Source organism: Clostridium sp. Marseille-P7770, from assembly GCF_902143525.1.
Classification (GTDB): Bacteria; Bacillota; Clostridia; order Lachnospirales; family Lachnospiraceae; genus Pilosibacter.
Map to the genome: position 1 here is coordinate 24862 of NZ_CABFVC010000004.1, position 17140 is coordinate 42001.

A 17140-nucleotide genomic window follows, 5' to 3' on the forward strand; every position below is an offset into this window, starting at 1 on the left:
CGCTTCGATCTGCTTCTTATCGGCACCATGATGGAGTTGGACAGATTCTCAATCATATTGAAAATACTGCCATTCCATCCCTGTGGGGTCTGTCCTACCTGTACGGATATATCCGCGACCTGTTGGTTTACGCTGTCAAACATCCCCGAAAGGTTGCTCATAATACCGCCCACCAGCATTTCTTTCAGCCAATTCGTCAGGGCTTCAAGTAAGAAATCCATACGGTGTCAACCTCCTTTCCGCCGCCCCCGCAGAGCTGCGGGAGCGGCAAGGATTTCATGCAGGAACGCTTAGACAGAGAACAGCCCGGAGAGCAGAGGTACAAGGACCATGCCGACTACGGCTATACCAGCGCCGGCCATGAGCTGTTTTATGTCTTTTATGAGAAAATATTTGCTCGAAATGAGCCTTGAAAAGTATAAAAAGATTATATTTTGATAGATTTTCTTATTTATGGGAGCCAGAACCTCTTTCGATGGTTCCAAGCTCCGGTGACTGCTTTTGCACATTCCTGGATTGTTGTATAAATTTAAACTCACATTCCATATCAAGATTTCTCTAATTCTTCCTTATACAATTCGGTTATATATGCCGGACCATTACACCACAGTTTTGTTTTCTCATCATACAGTGCTTTTCCTGTCTTTGCACATAGAAAATCCGTCAATATCTCTTTTCTGTCCCTGCCCGTTTCTTCTGCAATCTCATCTGTCACCATAGTGATAAGAAGATCTATTGTATAATTTATTTTTTCTTTTGGAATTGTTACTTCAGCCATATCTTCTCACCTTTCACAAATTTCAGACACTTAATAGCTGCTTCCGTTTTAAAGCAATATTGATCTTTTAATTTATTGGGCAGCAACTGTCTGATGCAGAAATCGTCTGCTTCCTTATCGCCTGCTGTCCCGAAAGCCCCGGCAAGGTAAGCAGTAAGGGTAGCGTTTGTTACATCATCCGCAATCTTTCCTGCAATGATATCATACCTCGCCATTTCACGTTCAACTTCGATGAACATTTTTTTCTTGGTCAATAAAACTGGAATTTTCAAATTAGTCTTTGCAAATAACCTTTGAATCTTCACCATCAATTACAATTCCCTGACGGTTGTTAATTGGGCATAGATTCAAATCCGAAAACTCAGTCATTATTTTCTCGGTAACTTTCTTAAATGGTGCTGTAAGATAATGCGGAAGAACATAGAAATCAATCAAATCAATCCCTGCATCATCTTCTTGTGAGTAGTCCTCCGGCTTTTCATCCATTTGCTCGATATATTGGATGCTTGGAGCGCATATAATTGCGCCTGCCGACTCGCCGATCATCAATTTTCCATTTGCCAATTCCTTTTTCAGCAGTCCATCAGTTCCCGTTTTACGGAGCTGGTCCATAAGAAAGAAAGAATTTCCGCCGGTAAAATATATCACATCTGCTTCTTCAAAAACAGACTGTATCGTTGAATAAGCCTCCGTTGAAATATCAATTTCAGTTACGATTGCTCCCAACTTTTTGAATAATTTTCGAGCCGAGCCGACATAACCGGTGTAGCCTTCACGCAGTGAAGCTGTTGGAATAAATGCGACTTTCTTATTTTCAATTTCTTCCTTTATCAGACTTCCTACACTTGAAAAGTGCGAACATAAAAATAGTTTCATCAATATTCTCCTTTATAAATTGGAAATTGTTTACTGTTTCTTCTTTACAACGAAACCAATAACGAACAAAATAATTGCAGGAATTACCAAAAACAAAGCATTTACTAACACCCACAAATAAAAAGGCGCAGAGTTTAGCGATGTTGAGTATTGAGTATAATCAACGATGCTCTTAATAACAAATACAATCAACAGAATGAGACTCACAATGTTGCATATCATAGGTACTTTCTGTTTCATTCTAAACACCTCCATAAATTTCGACTTGCATCGCTGTTCTTACCTCCTATTTTACCAGATATCACCTACAGATTCCATAGCTTCATAGCTCAAAATAGTTCATTCACAAACCATTTAGCTATGTAAAAGGGACGGCTTCTCAGCCGCCCCACAGGTCAACACTGCCTTAATCAGACAGGTTCATCGTCCGATTCTGCTTCGTAGTCCTCGTTGACATCCACTTCTTCGTCCTCGTCACCAGCATCCTCCGGCAGCTGGAGTGCCTCTTCATGTAATTCAGCGTAATAATCTGTGGCGATTCTTCCATCCGCTCAGAGAAAAAGCGGTCACGAGGGACGAAGCTCGCTGATTCCTGTGTAGAGCCGGAAAAACGCATTATATCACAACACCGACCTCAAAAACAGGCTGACCGCCCCATACGGAGAGGAACGCCGCAGGGCGGCAAGCGAAGCGGCGAAAAACGAATAAAAGGGTTTTAGGGCTTCGTTGATTGTTGCGTTGGCAACCCCACCACAATGGTAGTGCCATTCTCCGAACTTTTCTCCACCCAAACGGAGCCGCCGTGGAGGTCGGCGATCTCCCATACCAGTGAGAGCCCCAGTCCTGCGCCACCGTATTCCCGGCTACGGGACTTGTCCACCCGGAAGAAGGGCTGGAAGATACTGCGCTGATACACCTCCGGGATGCCGCAGCCGGTGTCGGAGACGCGGAGCAGGAGCTTTTCCAACTCCTGAGTGACAGAAACCCGTACCGAGCCGCCCGGCCGGTTGTACTTGACAGCATTCTCCGTCAGGTTGAAGATCAGCCGGTAGATCAGTGCATCGCTGCCGGTCATAATGCCGTCGCCCTCCGCCGTCAGCGTGACGCCGAGCTTATCTGAGAGCGGCGCAAGATCCGTGAAGATCTCCTCAATCATGGGAGCGAGCTGGATCCGCTCGTTCCGCTCCACCTGCCGCAGATTGCTCATCTCCAGCAGTGTCCTGGTCAACTGTATCAGCCGTTCCGTCTGCTCACGCAAAAGCGTGAGGAACTCCGCTGTCTCCGGTCGCACATCAGGATGCTCCGCGGAAAACAGCTCCAACTGCGCCTGCATCAGCGCCAGCGGCGTGCGCAGCTCGTGGGCGGCGTTGCCGGTGAACTGCCGCTGGGCGGCAAAGGCGTTGTTCAGCCGCTCCAGCATCTGGTTGAACGAGCGGCTCAGCTGCCGGAACTCCGAAATAGCGTCTTCATCGATCCTCATATCGGCAAGATTGTTCAGCTGCACCTGCTCCACCTGCGAGGCAAAGCTGCGCAGGGGCTTGAGAGCGCGTCCGCTGACGAAATAGGCGAGGATGCCGCTGAGCAGCGTTACCGCCGCCGTGATATACCAGTTGGTGGTGCGGAAGCGCCCCTGCACCCCATCGACGACGATGGTCAACTCCTCGTTGGGCGCTATGAGCTGCGGGTCAAAGCTCGCTGCTCCGCCATCATTCAGGATCACCGTGCCGCCTTGTAAGCTGTCCGCAATGGTGTCCATATAGTACACACCGGAGGTGCACAGCAGCAAATTCATGACCACGCAGGTGATGCCGATGAGCAGGACGGTCATCAGCGTGATGCGCCACTGCAAAGAAAGACGCTTCATGCTTCCTCGCCTCCCATCAGATAGCCCTCGCCGATGCGGTTGCGGATGGGGTCATAGCCCAGCACGGCGCGGAGCTTTTTGCGCAGGGCGGAGATGTGGACGCGAATGGAATTGCTGAAGCTGTCCACGCTATTGTCCCAAACGTGATCCATCAGTTCCTCCTGACTTACTGGCCTTCCTTGATGCACCATCAGGTATTCCAGGATTCCCGTTTCCTTCCGGGTAAGCGTCAGCGTCTGCCCGTTGACGGCGGCGGTACGGGAGCGGGTGTCAAAGGTCAGGCCTCCGCAGCTTAGCAGCACATCCTGCTGGGTGAACTGCCGCAATGTCAGGCTGCGGATGCGGGCCTCCAGCTCCGCCAAGTGGAAGGGCTTCGCCAGATAGTCGTTTGCCCCGGCATCCAGCCCCTGCACCTTGTCCTCCACTTCGCTGCGGGCGGAGAGGATCAGCACCCGCGTCTCCCGGTCGGTCTGCCGCAGGGTGCGCAGCACCGTCATGCCGTCCTTTTTCGGCAGATTCAGATCAAGAAGCACCAGATCGTATCGTTCCACGCCCAGAAGCTCCAGTGCCGTTTCCCCGTCATAGCAGAAATCCACGCTGTAGGCCAGCCGCCGCAGGCTGCGGACGATGGTCTCGCACAGGGCGCGTTCATCTTCAATTACTAAAAGGTGCATAAGAGCCCTCCTTTTTATTTCTTCGTTTTTGTGTTGCTTTCATTATAGCAAAAACAGATAAGGTTTGCGTTAAATTTTCGTTCTTAACATAGACTTTAACTCTCCCGCGCTATGATGGGGGCAGAAAATCGGAAAGGGTGATGAAAAATGAGCTGTAGGAAAAAGGCAGCGGCGCAGATCGTGCTGCTGATGGCCGGAGCCGCCATGCTGTGCTTCGGTGTCTGGCGGGGCGAGGCGGCGACAGTGCTGAGCAAAGCAATCAAATTATGTCTGGAGTGTGTGGGAATTGGGTAAAAAGTTTTCAGGCGTTTCACAGACCATGTCCCGCTTCCGGGGCTGGATTCAGGCGGGGGCGACGCTGCTGACCAACCTGCACCTGCCGAACTTTCTCAAGGGCGGACTGTATCAGGGGGCGGGGAAGACCGTCTGCGTGCCGGGGCTGAACTGCTACTCCTGTCCGGCGGCGTCCGGGGCCTGCCCCATTGGGGCGTTTCAGGCGGTGGTGGGGTCTTCTAAGTTCAGCTTTTCTTACTATATCACAGGCTTTCTCATTCTGCTGGGCGTGCTGCTGGGGCGCTTTATCTGCGGCTTTCTATGCCCCTTCGGCTGGTTTCAGGAGCTGCTGCACAAAATCCCCACTAAGAAGCTTTCCACAAAGAGGCTGAAGCTGCTGACATACCTGAAATACGCTGTCCTGCTGGTGATGGTTTTCCTGCTACCGGCGTTCCTTGTGAACGATGTTGGCATGGGAGACCCGTTCTTCTGCAAATACCTCTGCCCCCAAGGCGTGCTGGAGGGAGCCATCCCGCTGTCCCTTGCCAATTCCGGCATCCGGGCGGCGCTGGGCAAGCTGTTTACATGGAAATTCAGCATCCTGCTGTCGGTGATTGCGCTGAGCGTACTGTTCTACCGACCGTTCTGCAAGTGGCTCTGCCCGCTGGGCGCGTTCTACGCGCTGTTCAACCGGGTGTCCCTCTTCCAGATGAAGGTGGATAAGAATAAGTGCGTTTCCTGCGGGAAATGCGCCAGAGCCTGCAAGATGGATGTGGATGTGACGAAAACGCCCAACCATACCGAGTGCATCCGCTGCGGAATGTGCATCCGCGCCTGTCCGACGAACGCCGTGTGTTTCCGCTACGGCTTCGGAGACGGGAAAGAAACAACAAAGAAAACAACGATGGAGGAATCAAAATGAACAGGAAGAGAATTTTTGCACTGGCTTTTGCCGTGCTGATGGTGCTGGCCCTGGCGGCCTGCGGCATGAAGAACAATGACAAGATGGGCGACACGAGCGGCAACGGCTCCGCCATGACTGGCGAGCCGAAAAACGCCGAGGAGGCGCTCGCCCTGCACAAGGAGCTGCTGGAGCAGGAGAACGCGATCCTGTCGGAAAATACCGAGCTGTGGGAAAAGGTCTTTGTGGAGGCTGACAAGGGCATGGCCATGATCGAGGACGGGAAAAACTACGGCGACTTCCTGCTGGATACCGTCGAGGCTGCTAAAGAGCAGTTCACCGACAAGGAGTATGAGTGGCTGAAGGAGTCAGCCACGGAGATCAGCAATATTGAAAACAGGCTGACCGAGTTGGAAGATAAATATCCCGAGATCATGCAGAAATCCATGGATGGCGCTATGAGCGTGCCCGCGGGCAGCGACATGACCACGCCGCCTGATGACGGCAGCATGCAGAAATTCCCCGTCTTTGAGGGCAAGGACCTGGATGGCAACACGGTGAAGAGCGACGAGCTGTTCTCCGCCAACGCCGTCACCGTGGTGAATTTCTGGTTCACCACCTGCAATCCCTGCGTAGGCGAGCTTTCCGAGCTGGATGCGCTGAACAAGGAACTGGCAGAGAAGGGCGGCTCCCTCATCGGCGTCAACACCTTCACGCTGGACGGCGACGAAACGGCAATTTCCGAGGCGAAGGATGTGCTTGCCAAGAAGGGCGTCACCTATCAGAATGTGTATTTTGACTCCGACGGTGAGGCGGGAAAGTTTACCACCAACATCTTTGCCTATCCTACCACCTATGTGGTCGACCGCAGCGGCAATATCGTGGGTGAACCCATCGTAGGCGCCATCACGGAAAAGAAGCAGGCGGAGACGCTGCAAAAGCTCATCGACCAGGCTCTTGCCGCCAATATGGGCTGACAAACGAATTTATCTTCTCAGGAAGGAGGATACACCATGTATCGGAGAGTATTGCCGCTTCTGCTCACCGCGGTACTGCTGCTGAGCGGCTGCGCCGCCGGGCAGAAAAATATGCCGCAGAAAACGGACGAGAAGGAAATGACCGGACAGCCCTCTGATATGTCTGGTGAAGGAAGCATGTATATGGATACCACGGAAAATGTCATATATCTGGCGGGCGGCTGCTTCTGGGGAATGGAACAGCTGATGCAGTCCATCCCCGGCGTCATTGATGCCGAGAGCGGCTATGCCAACGGCACCTGCGAGGCGGATGCCGATTACAAGACCGTCTGCAAAGGGAACACCGGTTTCCGGGAGACCGTGCGGGTGGAGTATGACCCCGGACAGGTGAGTCTCGACGCCCTGCTGCTGGCCTACTTCTATGTGATCGCCCCCACGGTGGAGAACCGGCAGGGCAACGACCGGGGCAGCCAGTATCAGACCGGTGTCTATTACACCAACGAAAGCGCGAAGGAAACGGTGGAGCGCATCGCGGAGATCGAGCGGGGACGCAGTGAAAAGTTCTTCGTGGAGATAGGTCCACTCAAGAACTATTACCCCGCCGAGGAGTACCACCAGAACTACCTCGAAAAGAACCCGAACGGCTACTGCCACATCCCGCGCGCGGAGATGGAGCTGTTTTCCCGGCTGCGCATCGATCCGGGAGACTATCAGAAGCCCGCGGCGGAATCCATCCGGGACAAGCTGACGGCGGAGCAGTACCGTGTTACGCAGGAGAGCGGCACAGAGCGCGCTTTCACAGGCGAGTTCTGGGATAAGTTTGAAAAGGGCATCTATGTGGATGTCGTCACCGGCGAGCCGCTCTTTTCCTCCACGGATAAGTACGAGAGCGGCTGCGGCTGGCCGGCTTTCACAAAGCCCATTGAAGAGCCTGCCGTGGTGGAACTGGAGGACCTGAGCCACGGCATGCGCCGTACAGAGGTCAGAAGCCGTGCCGGAGATTCTCACCTTGGTCATGTGTTCACAGGCGATCCGGAGTCCCCCAATGGCGTGCGCTACTGCATCAACAGTGCGGCCCTGCGCTTTGTGCCTTACGCAAAGATGAATGCAGAGGGTTACGGATATCTTCTGTATCTGTTCGAGGAATGGGTGATCTTATCTACCATCACTCTGGCAGTTTGCCTTGCAGATATGTCGGCATCCCCACTGCGGTCGTATCCGGCCTGACCTTAAACATGGCTTTTTCAATCTACCTCCCTTATCGGTTTTCCGCGATATATTTCTCCGCCATGTGGACTGCCATCGCGCCGTCCGCCACGGCGGTGACCACCTGACGGAGGGGCTTCGTCCGCACGTCGCCCACGGCGTAAACGCCGGGAATACTGGTTTCCGTGGTCTCTCCGGCCACGATATAGCCGCCGCCGTCCAGCGCCAGTTGACCCACCGCCAGCGCCGTGGCGGGCTGTCGGCCCACGCTGACAAATACGCCGTCGCAGTCCACCACGCTTTCCTCACCGGTGACGGTGTCCCGCAGGCGTACGCCGGTCAGCCTGTCCCCGGAAATCAGCGCGGAAACGGTGCTGTTCCAGCGGAATTCCACATTTTCGGCCTGTTCCAGTGGCTCGTGATAGATCTTGGTGGCCCGCAGGGTGTCTCTGCGGTGGACGAGGATCACCTTTTTCGCCACGCGGCTGAGAAGGAGGGCATCTGCCGCGGCGGAATTGCCGCCGCCCACCACGACCACCGTTTTGTCCTTGTAAAACATCCCATCGCAGGCGGCACAGTAGGCCACGCCCCGGCCCAACAGCTCCGTCTCTCCGGCAACTCCCAGCGTTCTGGGGTCTGCGCCGGTGGCCAGCACCACGGTTTTCCCCCGGAAGATCCCCTCGCTGGTCTCCACGAGCTTGGGAACCGCCGTCAGATCCATGCGGAGAACTTCCGCGTATTCGCTGCGTGCCCCAAAACGCTCCGCCTGCTTTTGCATCTTCTCCGCCAGAGAGAAGCCGTCGATCCCGTTCTCAAAGCCGGGGTAGTTGTCGATCTGCTCGGTCAGGGCCATCTGCCCGCCAGCAGACAGCTTTTCCAGCACGACGGTGTCCAGCCCCGACCGGGCCGCGTACAGGGCGGCGGTGTAGCCGCCCGGGCCGCCGCCCACCACGAGCATATCATAAACATGATTGTTGTTCATATCTGAACCCTCCGTTATTTCGCCAAGGCTTCCTGAATGAAGCGGTCGATCTCTGCCTTTGAGCCGGGCGCGGTGACGGAATCCACGGCCTTTCCGTTCCGGTACAGCACCAGAGTTGGGATGACCTCGATCCCCTCGGCCCCCGCCAGCCGCGGCTCCTCGTCAATATTGATCTTGCTGACAACGAGGCTGTCCGCGTATTCCTCTCCAATCTTCTCATACGCAGGGCCGATCCTCCGGCAATAGCCGCACCAGGGCGCCCAGAAATCCACCAAAACGGGCTTTTCGCCCCGGGTCGCCTGCTCAAACTGCTCCTGATTCATATTCATAGCTGCCATATCTGTCAGCTCCTTTCTTTTGTTTGGGTATTCTCAAGACTCCGGTCTCTCCCCACACCACATCGTGACCTCAACCTGAGATGACGGTACTCTGCCCTTGGGACATAAAGCAGATGAGTAAGACCATCATCTGTACGAGAATAGCTGCGGTTTGTTGCAGCTTATTCCGCGCAGAGCTCCGCCACAAGAGCGTCCATCTGCGCTTCGCTGGTTTGGTTCAGTGCGCCGCGCAGCGATACCTCCGTTTCACACAGTCGGAGTTCCTTCATCTTTTCCAACTCGGCGCGCATCAGCCGCGCGGCAGCAGGGGCCCATGAACCGTTTTCCATGAGGCCGATCCGGCGGTTTCGGAATCCCTTTGTCTGTAAATGATCCAAAAAGGCCTTCATGGGCGGGAACAGTCCTCCGTCATAAGTGGAGCAGGCCAACACCAGTTTCCCGCAGTAGAACGCACTGGCAACAGCGTAGGAAAGATCTGTCACAGTGAGATCACATATGCTGACCTGCACGCCTTTTTTCTCTAATTTACCCTTGAGGGTCTTCGCCGCATGGGCAGTATTTCCATGGATGGATGCGTGGGCAATCAGTATGCTCTCCGATTCTTCTGGTTCCCATTGTGACCAGAGATCATAGAGCCGCAGACACTCCTCCAGCCCTTCTGTAAGCACGGGACCATGGAGCGGGCAGATCGTTTGGATCTCCAGCGCGGAGGTCTTTTTCAGCAGAGCCTGCACCTGTGTGCCATATTTCCCGATAATATTGTAATAATACCGTCGGGCCTGCGGCACCCAGGGGGCACGGGCAGTCCGTTCCAGTGAGCCAAAGCGTCCGAAGGCATCCGCCGAGAACAGGATTTTTTCTGTTTCCTCATATGCCGTCATCACCTCCGGCCAGTGTACCATCGGTGCCAGCAGGAAGCGCAGCCGGTGTGAGCCCAGAGAGATCGTGCTGCCCTCGCCAACCTCCAGCATACGGTCTTCCGACAATGCACCCGTGCCAAAGAACTGCTTGATCAGGGTAAATGTTTTCGCGTTTCCCACGATCTTCATCTCCGGGTACTCTTGCGCTATCCGCATGAGGCTGCCGGAATGATCCGGCTCCATGTGTGTGACCACAAGATAGTCGGGGTTGCGCCCCCCCCAACACCTGCGCTACATTGGAAAGCCATTCCTCCGCCGCCCGTGCGTCCACGCTGTCCATCACGGCGATTTTCTCGTCCAGAATGACATAGGAGTTGTAGCTCACTCCCATAGGCTGGACGGGGTACTGGTTTTCAAAGAGTGCCAATGTGTTATCATCCACCCCTACATAGCGGATGGCATCTGTTACCGTTCGGATATCCATATAAAAAATACCTCCTATTCTGATGTCTTTGGTTTTCTTATAAATCGTCTATCAGTGCGGTGCTCTTGGCGTAGGCGGTACTGCGTGCCTCAAAGAAATCGGTCTTGACCATATTGGCGTCAGCGTACTGGCTGACCCATTCCATGCTCTCCGGTTCGCTCTCAAAGCCCGGATACAATGCCGGATAGCCAAGGCTCGTCCAGCGAAGATTGCCGAGATAGCGGATGTAATCGCTGATCATCTGCCGGTTCAACCCCGGGATGTCGTCGCCGATCACATAATGCCCCCATGCGATCTCCTGCTCCACGCCCTCACGCATCATCTCGCGCAGCGCTTGTACGCTCTCGGCGGTGAACAACTCCGGCTGCTCCTTTTGCAGCTCCGTGATGATATTGCGGAACAGCCACAAGTGCGTGTTCTCATCGCGGTTGATGTAGCGGATCTCCTGCGCCGAGCCGGGCATCTTCCCGTTTCGGGAGAGATTGTAGAAGAACATAAAGCCGCTGTAAAAATAGATGCCCTCCAAAATATAGTTCGCCATCATCACGCGCAGCAGCGTGGGAGCGTCCTTCCGCTCCTGAAACTCGTTGTAGCAGTCCCCAATGAAGGTGTTGCGGTGCAGCAGATGCTCGTCCGTTTTCCATTGGTATAGGATGTCGTTGCGCTCCACAGGAGAGCAGATGGTGTCGAGCATGTAGCTGTAGCTCTGTGAGTGGACACACTCCTGAAACGCCTGAATGGACAGGCAGAGATTGACCTCGTTGGCTGTAATGTAGGCACCGATGCTGGGCAGGTTCGCCGTCTGGATGGAGTCTAAAAAAACAAGAAAACTCAGAATTTTATCGTAGGCGCTGCGCTCGGCTGGCAGCAGGCGGGGATAATCCTTCACATCCTGCGAGAGGTTGATCTCCTCAGGGATCCAGAAGTTGTTCATAGCCTGCCGGTACCAGTCGCTGACCCAAGCGTACTTCATATTGTTGAAGTCGTTGAGGTTGGTGGTATTGCCGCCGATCATGCGCCGCAGGCGCACATCAGGGTCGCCCTCCGGGTTAAAGAGGGGCTTTTTCTTCAGTTCCATCATGCTATCCTCCTTATGACGAGCAGCTTTCACAGGCCTCGACCTCAAGGGCCTTGCTGCGGACATAGTAAATGGTCTTGACGCCGGCCCTCCACGCCTCCAAATACAGTCTGAGCACCTGACGCATGGAATAGTCGTTGGTGATATAGAGATTCATGCTCTGCGCCTGGTCAATATGTCTCTGGCGAAAGCCCGCGGCGCGTACCGACCAGCTTTGGTCGATCAGATGCGCCGCCTTATAGTACCACCATGTATCCATAGAAAGCTCCGGAGCAACGCGGGGCAGCATGCTGCCCTTTTTTTCCTCTAAAAAGAATTTCTTCATAATTGGATCGATGCCCGCCGACGTGCCGGAGAGGATGGATGTGCTGGAAGTGGGTGCGACAGCCAGCAGATAGGCGTTGCGCATTCCCTGCACCGCCACCGTTTCCGCAAGCGCCCGCCACTTTTCTGAGGTATAACCTCGCTTTTCAAAATACGCGCCTGTCTGCCAGTCGCTGCCCTCAAAGAGCGCATAGCGGCCCTTTTCCCGTGCCAGTGCTGTGTCCGCCTTGACGGCGGCGTAGTTGATATGCTCGAATACCGCATCGGTGAAGGCAAGGTGCTCATCGCTCTCCCATCGGATGCCGCGCTTTGCCAGCATGTGGTGGTAGCCGCTGACGCCCAGGCCGATGCTGCGGTACTTCTGATTGGTAAGCCGCGCGTATTCCAACGGGTAGAAGTTGAGGTCGATCACATTATCCAGTGCGCGGATGGCCGTTTCCACCGTGCGTTCCATATAGGCCTCGTCCTCCACCGCCAGATTACCGAGAGACAGACTCGCCAGGTTGCAGACCACAAACTCACCGGGGCGTGTGGCCGTCACCACCACTGTGTCGCCGTTCTCCGTGTGCACCTCAGTGCTGATATGCTCGATGGGCGCCATGTTCTGTGCGATCTCCGTGCAGAGATTGGAGCAATAGATCATTCCCGTGTGGCCGTTTGGGTTCATACGATTTACGCTGTCGCGGTTGAAGGCGAAGGGCGTGCCGGTCTCCACTGCCGAGCGAAGCACCAGCCGCACGATGTCCTTGACGGTGACGCTGCGCTTTTCGATGCGCGGGTCATTGACGCAGTCCAGATACCGCTTCTCCCATTCCGTACCCCAGTAATCCTCCAGTGCGTAGCCCTTGACCGTGAGGATCTCATGCGGACACATGAGATGCCACGGCGCGTCTATGTTCTCCTCCGCCAGTCGCCAGAAGAGATCCGGATAGCACACGGCGGGAAACACATCATGCGCCTTCATGCGGTCGTCGCCGTTGTTGGTGCGCAGTTGAAGGAATTCCGGCAGATCCCGGTGCCATGCGTCTAAGTAAACCGCCGCAGCGCCCTGCCGCATCCCCAACTGATCCACCGCCACGGCGGTGTCGTTGACCAACCGGATCCAGCGGATAACACCGCCCGCCGCCCCTTGAAAGCCGCGGATGGTGCTGCCTGCAGCGCGCACCTTACCGAAGTACATCCCCATTCCACCGCCAAATTTAGAGACCTTTGCGAAGTTGTCCAGCGAGCGGTAGATGCCGTCCAGACTGTCCGGCACAGTGTCCACAAAGCAGCTTGAAAGCTGATGGTAGGGCTTTCGTGCGTTGGACATGGTAGGTGTCGCCATCGTGACCTCCATACGGCTGAGCATATCGTAAAAGCGTTTTACCCACCCCATGCGGTCAGAGCCTTCGTTCATAGCAAGATGCAGCGCGATACCCAAAAACATCTCCTGCGGTGTTTCCAGCGGCACGCGGCTGCGTGACTGGATCACATAGCGTTTGAGCAGCAGGTCAAGGCCGGAGTAGGTGAACAGCTCGTCCCGTTCCGGGCAGAGAAAATCCTCCGCCATAGCGATCTCCTCGTGGGTATAGTGGGCAAGAATATAGTCACCGTAGAGTCCCTTATCCGTCAGATAGCGAAGCCTGCCATAGAGGTCGCCGACGCCGCGCCCCTCCCATTCCTGTGCGTTGCGACAGCGAAAGGAGTGGTTCAGAAGCCGCGCCGCGATGAACTCCCACTTGGGTGCCTCTGCCGTAGTCAGCTCTACCGCTGCCTTGGTCAGTGCCTCAGCCCTCTCATCCTCCGTCATGCCCGGGCGACAGAAGCTCTCAAACTTCATTTGAAGCGCCGCGAGGGAGTAGATTTCCTCGGTAAAATCCATCTGGATACGGCGCAGCACCTCGTCAAGCGAGTTATCCCCCACCGTCTGCGCGATGGTATGCCGGACGCGGCGCAGCGCAGACCGCTTTTCGCGATAGAGGATGTACGCCTTGGCCACCTCATAGTGTCCGCGCTCCATGAGCGTCCGCTCCACCTCGTCCTGCACACGTTCCACGGTGAGCGGTACTGTGACGGAGAGATTGTCGAGAACGGCAGTGAGGATCTCCTCCAGCTCTCCGCCCCCAATCTCCCTTCCCTGTCCATCAAACGCTTTTTTCATAGCGTTGAAAATTTTCTCCTGTTGAAAAGGAACAGACTTCCCGTTTCGTTTTCTGATCTCCATTTCGATCCTCTCATCTTCTCCGGTCACTTCTCATGTCCTTTTGGGCAAAGAGCGGGCAAGCGCAGTATCACGCTTGCCCGCTCTATTTTTGAAAGCCGGTTTTTCTGCAGCCGACACGGCGGGGCTGTTTGTTGTCTGTTGTCTTTGTTTTAGCTTTTCTGCCCGTTACTTCATAGATTCCAGAATGGCGTCCGCCAGTGCTTCCAGCTCAGTGCGCTTGTCCGTGCCCATGGACGAGGCGAGGCTGAGCCGCTCGTTGAGCACCGTCATGTTCTTAAGCTCATCGTTGACGAATTTCTGCATGAGGTCACCGGACTTCACCGCCCATGAGCCGTTTTCAATGATGGCAAAGGTGCGGTTTTGCAGATTCAGTGCCTTCATATCCATGAGGAAGTCATGCATGGCGGGGTAGATGCCGAGATTGTAGGTCACAGAGGCCAGGACAATGTGACTGTACTTAAACGCCTCGGAGATCAGCTGGGAGACATGAGTGGAGGACACATCGTACATCGCCACCTTGCTCATGCCCTTATCGCAGAGCGACGCCGCCAGCGCCTGCGCCGCGTTCTCCGTGTTGCCGTACATGGAGGCGTAGACGATGAGCACGCCCTGGGTCTCAGGGGCATAGCGGCTCCATGTGTCGTACTTTTCGATGAACCAGCCCAGATCCTTGCGCCACACGGGGCCGTGGAGCGGGCAGATGTACTTGATCTGATCCAAAACGCCGCCGGCCTTTTTCAGCAGGAGCTGGATGTGGGGGCCGTACTTGCCCACGATGTTGGTGAGATAGCGGCGGGCGTCGTCCAGCCAGTCCCGCTCGAAGTCCACCTCGTCGGCGAACAGCTTGCCGTCCAGCGCGCCGAAGGTGCCGAAGGCGTCGGCGGAAAAGAGGACGCCGTCGGTGACGTCGAGGGTCACCATGGCCTCCGGCCAGTGAACCATAGGCGCGCCCACAAAGGTGACGGTGTGCTTGCCAAAGGAGAAGGTGTCGCCCTCCTTCACCTCGATGCACTCATGTCCGTCCACATGGAAGCCGAACTGCCGCATGAGCATGAATGCCTTCTCGTTGGAGATCAGCTTCACCTTGGGATGGCGCAGCAGGATCTCCTCGATGCAGGCGGCGTGATCCGGCTCCAGATGGTTGACCAGCAGGTAGTCCAGCTCGCGGCCATCCAGCACATACGCCAGATTTTCCAAAAGCTGGCGGCAGGCAGACCAGTCCACCGTGTCAAAGAGCACCGTCTTTTCATCCAGCAGGCAGTAAGCGTTGTAGCTTACGCCCCGGGGAATGGGAAAGCAGTTTTCAAACAGGGCCAGGCGATGGTCGTTGGCGCCCACCCAGTAGAGGTCGTTTGTTACTTTACGCACGCAATACATCTTATCTTACCTCCTTCACGGCTCAAGCCTTTACAAATTGATCCTTCGTCTCCGCGCACTCCGGGCACACCCACTCGGCGGGAAGCTGCTCAAAGAGCGTACCCGGCGCGATCTCGCCGTCCTCGTCGCCCAACTCCGGCACATACTCGTAGCCGCAGCCGCTGCAGACGTAGCGGTCGCCGATTGGGGCGGGCTTCGGCGGTGTGGGCCTCTTCATCTTTACCATAGGCGGCGCGGGCAGCTTTTCTCCGCTATCCAGCGCAGCAGTGAGCAGGGGCAGGATCTCCTCCACATCGCCCACGATGCCGTAGTCGCAGTTCTTGAAGATAGGCGCGTTACCGTTCTTATTGATGGCCACGATGGTGGAGGCGTCCTTGATGCCCTTAAGGTGCTGGGATGCGCCGGAGATGCCACAGGCGATGTACAGATTGCCGGTGAACTTCTGACCGGACATACCCACATAGCGGTTCAGCGGCAGATATTTGAGAGTCTCCGCCACAGGGCGGGAAGAACCGATGGCCGCGCCGGCAGCCTTGGCCAGCGACTCTACCAGTTTCATGTTCTTTTTCTCCCCGATGCCCTTGCCCGCGGAGACCACCCGCTCCGCCTGCGGAATCGGCGTATCCATGGGGATGCCCACGGAGAAGTCGTGGCCGTCCTTTTTCAGCGCCGCCACAAGGTCGGCCACCTGCTGGGCGGCATCCCCCTCCCGGAAGATGGTCTTTTTGCGAATGCCGGTGATGGGCGCGGGTTTCTTGGCCGCCGAACGGCTCTCGCCGCCGGAGCTCTTGCCCAGCCTGCCCACCAGATGAGAGGCGATGACCACCCGCTGGATCTCGTTAGTGCCCTCGTAGATGGTGGTGATCTTGGCATCGCGGTAGGCCCGTTCCACCTCCATGCCCTTGAGGAAGCCGCTGCCGCCGTGGATCTGCAAGGCATCGTTGGTGACCTCCAGCGCGATGTCCGAGGCGTACATCTTCGCCATGGCGGACTCCATGCCGTAAGGCGCGTGCTGCTCCTTCAGCTCCGCCGCGGAGTAGATGAGGAACCGGGCGCAGCGCAGCTTGGTGGCCATATCCGCCAGCTTGAAGGCGATGCTCTGCTGGGCCGCGATGGGCTTGCCGAACTGGACGCGCTCCTTGGAATAGCTCAACGCGTGCTCAAACGCGCCTTGGGCGATGCCCAGCGCCTGCGCGGCGATGCCGATGCGTCCGCCGTCCAGCGTGGACATGGCAATCTTGAAGCCCTCGCCCTCCTTGCCCAATAGGTTTTCCTTGGGAACCTTCACGTCGTTGAAGATCAGCTCCGCCGTGGAGGAGGAGCGAATGCCCATCTTGTCATAGTGGTCGCCGAACTCAAAGCCCTTCCAGCCCTTCTCCACGATGAAAGCGGAGATGCCCCGGGTGCCGATGTCCGGCGTGGTGACGGCGAAAACCACATAGGTGTCCGCCTTAGGGGCGTTGGTAATGAAGATCTTGCCGCCGTTGAGGAGGTAGTAGTCCCCCTTATCCAGCGCCGTGGTCTCCGTGCCGCCGGCGTCGGATCCGGCGTTGGACTCCGTGAGGCCGAAGGCGCCGATCTTCTCGCCCTTGGCCAGCGGAACCAGATATTTCTTCTTCTGCTCCTCGGTGCCATAGGCGAAAATGGGCCATGAGCCGAGGGAGACGTGGGCGGAGAGGATTACGCCCGCGCCGCCGTCCACACGGGCCAGCTCCTCCACCGCGATGGCGTAGCTCAGGGCATCAAGACCGGCACCGCCGTACTCCTTGGGGTAGGGAATGCCCATCCAGCCCAGCTTACCCAGCTTCTTGACAGCCTCCTCGGGAAACTCATTGTTCTGATCCATTAAAAATGCGAGGGGCTTGATCTCCTCCTCCGCAAAACTCCGGATCTTCGCGCGCAGCTCTTCGTGCGCCGCCGTGGTTTGAAACATCATACGGGT

Annotated in this window: 17 protein-coding genes and 2 pseudogenes; 4 read left to right on the plus strand and 15 right to left on the minus strand. The window is 55.9% G+C overall.

All coding sequences use genetic code 11. The features are described 5' to 3' along the window. Positions 1–17 precede the first annotated feature (17 nt). From FN001_RS10260 to FN001_RS10295, 8 genes and pseudogenes are all read right to left on the minus strand, one after another. Positions 18–221 (minus strand): annotated as a pseudogene (locus tag FN001_RS10260) (VirB6/TrbL-like conjugal transfer protein, CD1112 family); the annotation flags it as partial. Between the two features lie 69 nt (positions 222–290). Next, positions 291–509: a Maff2 family mobile element protein gene (locus FN001_RS18735; protein WP_142412082.1), complete on the minus strand. Its 219-nt coding sequence runs from the start codon at positions 507–509 to the stop codon at positions 291–293. Between the two features lie 38 nt (positions 510–547). Continuing rightward, positions 548–778, minus strand: a complete 231-nt coding sequence (locus tag FN001_RS10270; protein ID WP_142411769.1) for a hypothetical protein — start codon at positions 776–778, stop codon at positions 548–550. After that, positions 766–1086 (minus strand): DUF3990 domain-containing protein, encoded by a 321-nt coding sequence (locus tag FN001_RS10275; RefSeq protein ID WP_243121991.1) that lies wholly within the window; start codon positions 1084–1086, stop codon positions 766–768. Before FN001_RS10275 ends, FN001_RS10270 begins: the two co-directional genes overlap by 13 nt. After that, positions 1052–1654, minus strand: coding sequence for a Type 1 glutamine amidotransferase-like domain-containing protein (locus tag FN001_RS10280; protein WP_007888235.1), 603 nt, complete (start codon positions 1652–1654; stop codon positions 1052–1054). The genes FN001_RS10275 and FN001_RS10280 overlap by 35 nt, the downstream gene beginning before the upstream one ends. 30 nt (positions 1655–1684) lie before the next feature. Further along, positions 1685–1894: a hypothetical protein gene (locus FN001_RS10285; protein ID WP_118667382.1), complete on the minus strand. Its 210-nt coding sequence runs from the start codon at positions 1892–1894 to the stop codon at positions 1685–1687. Positions 1895–2369: 475 nt separating this feature from the next. Further along, positions 2370–3518, minus strand: coding sequence for a sensor histidine kinase (locus tag FN001_RS10290; RefSeq protein WP_142411770.1), 1149 nt, complete (start codon positions 3516–3518; stop codon positions 2370–2372). Next, positions 3515–4192, minus strand: coding sequence for a response regulator transcription factor (locus tag FN001_RS10295; protein WP_142411771.1), 678 nt, complete (start codon positions 4190–4192; stop codon positions 3515–3517). The genes FN001_RS10290 and FN001_RS10295 overlap by 4 nt, the downstream gene beginning before the upstream one ends. A gap of 147 nt (positions 4193–4339) precedes the next feature. Here FN001_RS10295 and FN001_RS18110 point away from each other — a divergent pair, with 147 nt between their 5' ends. The 4 genes from FN001_RS18110 to msrB are packed head-to-tail and all read left to right on the plus strand — an operon-like array spanning position 4340 to position 7570. Further along, a complete protein-coding gene (locus FN001_RS18110) occupies positions 4340–4486 on the plus strand; it encodes a CD1871A family CXXC motif-containing protein (RefSeq protein WP_015553408.1) in 147 nt (48 codons plus the stop codon). A 25-nt stretch (positions 4487–4511) separates the two neighbouring features. Further along, positions 4512–5387: a 4Fe-4S binding protein gene (locus tag FN001_RS10300; protein WP_185911925.1), complete on the plus strand. Its 876-nt coding sequence runs from the start codon at positions 4512–4514 to the stop codon at positions 5385–5387. Further along, the gene (locus FN001_RS10305) at positions 5384–6343 is read left to right on the plus strand and encodes a TlpA disulfide reductase family protein (RefSeq protein WP_142411773.1); all 960 of its coding nucleotides are present in this window, start codon (positions 5384–5386) and stop codon (positions 6341–6343) included. Before FN001_RS10300 ends, FN001_RS10305 begins: the two co-directional genes overlap by 4 nt. Before the next feature lie 36 nt (positions 6344–6379). Then, positions 6380–7570 (plus strand): peptide-methionine (R)-S-oxide reductase MsrB, encoded by a 1191-nt coding sequence (msrB, locus tag FN001_RS10310; RefSeq protein WP_243121992.1) that lies wholly within the window; start codon positions 6380–6382, stop codon positions 7568–7570. Between the two features lie 31 nt (positions 7571–7601). Here msrB and trxB read toward each other — a convergent pair whose 3' ends face one another. From trxB to FN001_RS10345, 7 genes and pseudogenes are all read right to left on the minus strand, one after another. After that, positions 7602–8531 (minus strand): thioredoxin-disulfide reductase, encoded by a 930-nt coding sequence (trxB, locus tag FN001_RS10315; RefSeq protein WP_117567801.1) that lies wholly within the window; start codon positions 8529–8531, stop codon positions 7602–7604. Positions 8532–8545: 14 nt separating this feature from the next. Beyond that, positions 8546–8869 carry a thioredoxin family protein gene (locus FN001_RS10320; RefSeq protein WP_015553429.1) on the minus strand — a complete coding sequence of 108 codons (324 nt, stop codon included), beginning with the start codon at positions 8867–8869 and terminating at the stop codon, positions 8546–8548. Between the two features lie 161 nt (positions 8870–9030). Further along, positions 9031–10213 (minus strand): annotated as a pseudogene (locus FN001_RS10325) (FprA family A-type flavoprotein). Positions 10214–10250: 37 nt separating this feature from the next. Further along, on the minus strand, positions 10251–11294 hold the full coding sequence (locus FN001_RS10330; protein WP_142411774.1) for a ribonucleotide-diphosphate reductase subunit beta: 1044 nt from the start codon (positions 11292–11294) through the stop codon (positions 10251–10253). Between the two features lie 10 nt (positions 11295–11304). Next, positions 11305–13821, minus strand: coding sequence for a ribonucleoside-diphosphate reductase subunit alpha (locus FN001_RS10335; protein WP_185911897.1), 2517 nt, complete (start codon positions 13819–13821; stop codon positions 11305–11307). Between the two features lie 165 nt (positions 13822–13986). Further along, positions 13987–15198 (minus strand): FprA family A-type flavoprotein, encoded by a 1212-nt coding sequence (locus FN001_RS10340; RefSeq protein WP_015553426.1) that lies wholly within the window; start codon positions 15196–15198, stop codon positions 13987–13989. Between the two features lie 22 nt (positions 15199–15220). Continuing rightward, positions 15221–17134 carry an acyl-CoA dehydrogenase family protein gene (locus FN001_RS10345; RefSeq protein WP_015553425.1) on the minus strand — a complete coding sequence of 638 codons (1914 nt, stop codon included), beginning with the start codon at positions 17132–17134 and terminating at the stop codon, positions 15221–15223. Positions 17135–17140 lie beyond the last annotated feature (6 nt).